This is a genomic window from Klebsiella sp. K5-204 (genome assembly GCF_030128585.1).
GTDB classification, from domain to species: Bacteria; Pseudomonadota; Gammaproteobacteria; order Enterobacterales; family Enterobacteriaceae; genus Klebsiella; species Klebsiella quasipneumoniae.
The window spans coordinates 1-1,996 of the sequence record NZ_JAKUZS010000032.1 but is presented as its reverse complement, the minus strand read 5'-3'; the positions used below and the strand labels follow the sequence as shown (position 1 = coordinate 1,996).

At 62.1% G+C, this 1,996-nt stretch carries 1 protein-coding gene and 1 pseudogene; both read right to left on the bottom strand.

Annotation, left to right across the window (positions count from 1 at the left end):
- Positions 1 to 623: pseudogene (rfbK, locus tag MKR05_RS26820) on the bottom strand (O9 family phosphomannomutase RfbK); the annotation flags it as partial.
- 23 nt (positions 624 to 646) lie between these two features.
- Positions 647 to 1,996: mannose-1-phosphate guanylyltransferase/mannose-6-phosphate isomerase (locus MKR05_RS26815; protein ID WP_284118973.1), on the bottom strand; the 1,350-nt coding region annotated here is incomplete at its 5' end.

Below are 1,996 nucleotides of genomic sequence, written 5' to 3'. Positions count from 1 at the left end.
TGATGCACCTTGATAAAGGTCACCGGCGCCCCGGCCGCCGCAAAGCGTTTCTCCACCTCATCAATCACGTGCCCCGCCGCCCCGTTGCCGGAGTTCACCACCAGCTTCAGCGGACGGGTGAAGTTCGCCAGGTCCACGTAGCCCATCAGGTGGTCAACGTACTCCTTCAGCACCGAAATCTGGCGCAGGGTCCCGCGACGCGCCGGGTCCACCGGCGGGAACTGGTTTTCCTCCGCCAGGCGCTGGATATCCCGCAGACCGGTGTCGCCGCTGATGGGCTTCGCGTTCTCGCGCACCAGCTTCATGCCGTTGTAGTTCATCGGGTTGTGGCTCGCCGTCACCTCGATACCGCCGTCCACCCCGAGGTGGAAGGTGGCGAAGTAAATCTCCTCGGTGCCGCTCAGGCCGATATCCAGCACGTCGGTGCCGGCGTCCATCAGCCCGCGGGCCAGCGCCAGCTTCAGCGACTCGCTGGTGAGGCGCACATCGCCCCCCACCACTATCTTCCCGGGTTTCAGAAATTCGCCGTAGGCGCGGCCGATACGGTAGGCGATGTCCTCGTTCAGCTCCTCGCCCAGTTCACCACGGATGTCATAAGCCTTAAAGCATGTTAACTGTGTCATTCTGCGTTTTGTCCCGAAAAAAATTAGCAACGACCATACTGGTCTTTAATACGAATAATGTCGTCCTCGCCGAGGTACGACCCCGACTGGATCTCCAGCACTTCCAGCGGAATGCGGCCCGGGTTTTCCAGGCTGTGCTCGGCGCCAATCGGAATAAAGGTGGACTGGTTCTCGGTCAGCAGGAACTGCTTGCCGTTGACCGTCACCTGGCCGGTGCCGGCGAGAATGACCCAGTGCTCGGCGCGGTGGTGGTGCATCTGCATCGAGAAGGCGCCGCCCGGTTTCACGGTGATACGGTTGACGTTGAAGCGCGGGGTCTGGACCACCACGTCGCAGCGGCCCCAGGGACGGTAAATCTCGCGGTGGCGCTTGTATTCGCTGCGCTGGTTCTGCTTGAGGAACTCGACCGCCTTCTTCACGTCCTGGGAACGCTCGCGGTTCATCACCAGCACGGCGTCCTTGGTGCTGACAATCACCAGATTCTCCACGCCGATGGCCGCCACCAGCTTCTCGTCGCTGTTGATGTAGCAGTTTTCGCTGTTATGCACCCACGCGTCGCCGCTGAGGACGTTGCCCTGCTCATCTTTCGGGCTGACCTCCCACAGGGCGGACCAGGAGCCGACGTCGCTCCAGTCGGCATCGAGACCGACCACCACCGCGTCGGCGGTTTTCTCCATCACCGCGTAGTCCACGGACTCGTCCGGGCACTCGCAGAAAATGTCATGCGGAATGCTGATGAAGTCGCTGCCGTTGTCAGCGGCGTTCACCGCGGCCTGGCAGGCTTCGAGGATATCCGGGCGGAATTTGGCCAGCTCGGAGAGGTATTTTTTGGCGCGAAACATAAACATGCCGCTGTTCCAGTAGTACTCCCCGGAGGCGAGGTAGGCCTCAGCGCGCTCGCGGTCCGGCTTCTCCACGAAGCGGGCCACCTGGTACGGGGTGTGGGCGCTGTCGGTGAGGGCCACGCCGCGCTGGATGTAGCCGTAGCCGGTTTCCGGGGCGTTCGGCACGATACCGAAGGTGACCAGGTGGCCTTCATCGGCATACTGCTCGGCGACGCGGATGGCGTCGTGGAAGACCGGCTGGTTATTGATGATATGGTCGGCGGCGAGAACCAGCATCAGCGGGTCGTCACCGTGGCGGGTGGCCTGAAGGGCCGCCAGAGCAATGGCCGGGGCGGTGTTGCGCCCGACCGGCTCGAGAATAATGTTGTTGGACAGCTTGTTGAGCTGGCGCAGCTGTTCGGCCACCAGGAAGCGGTGCTCTTCGTTACAGATGACCATCGGTTCATGGATTTCAAGGCCCGAGAGTCGGGTGATGGTTTCCTGCAGCATGGAGTTCTGCCCGAACAGCCGGAGGAACTGTTTCGGGTA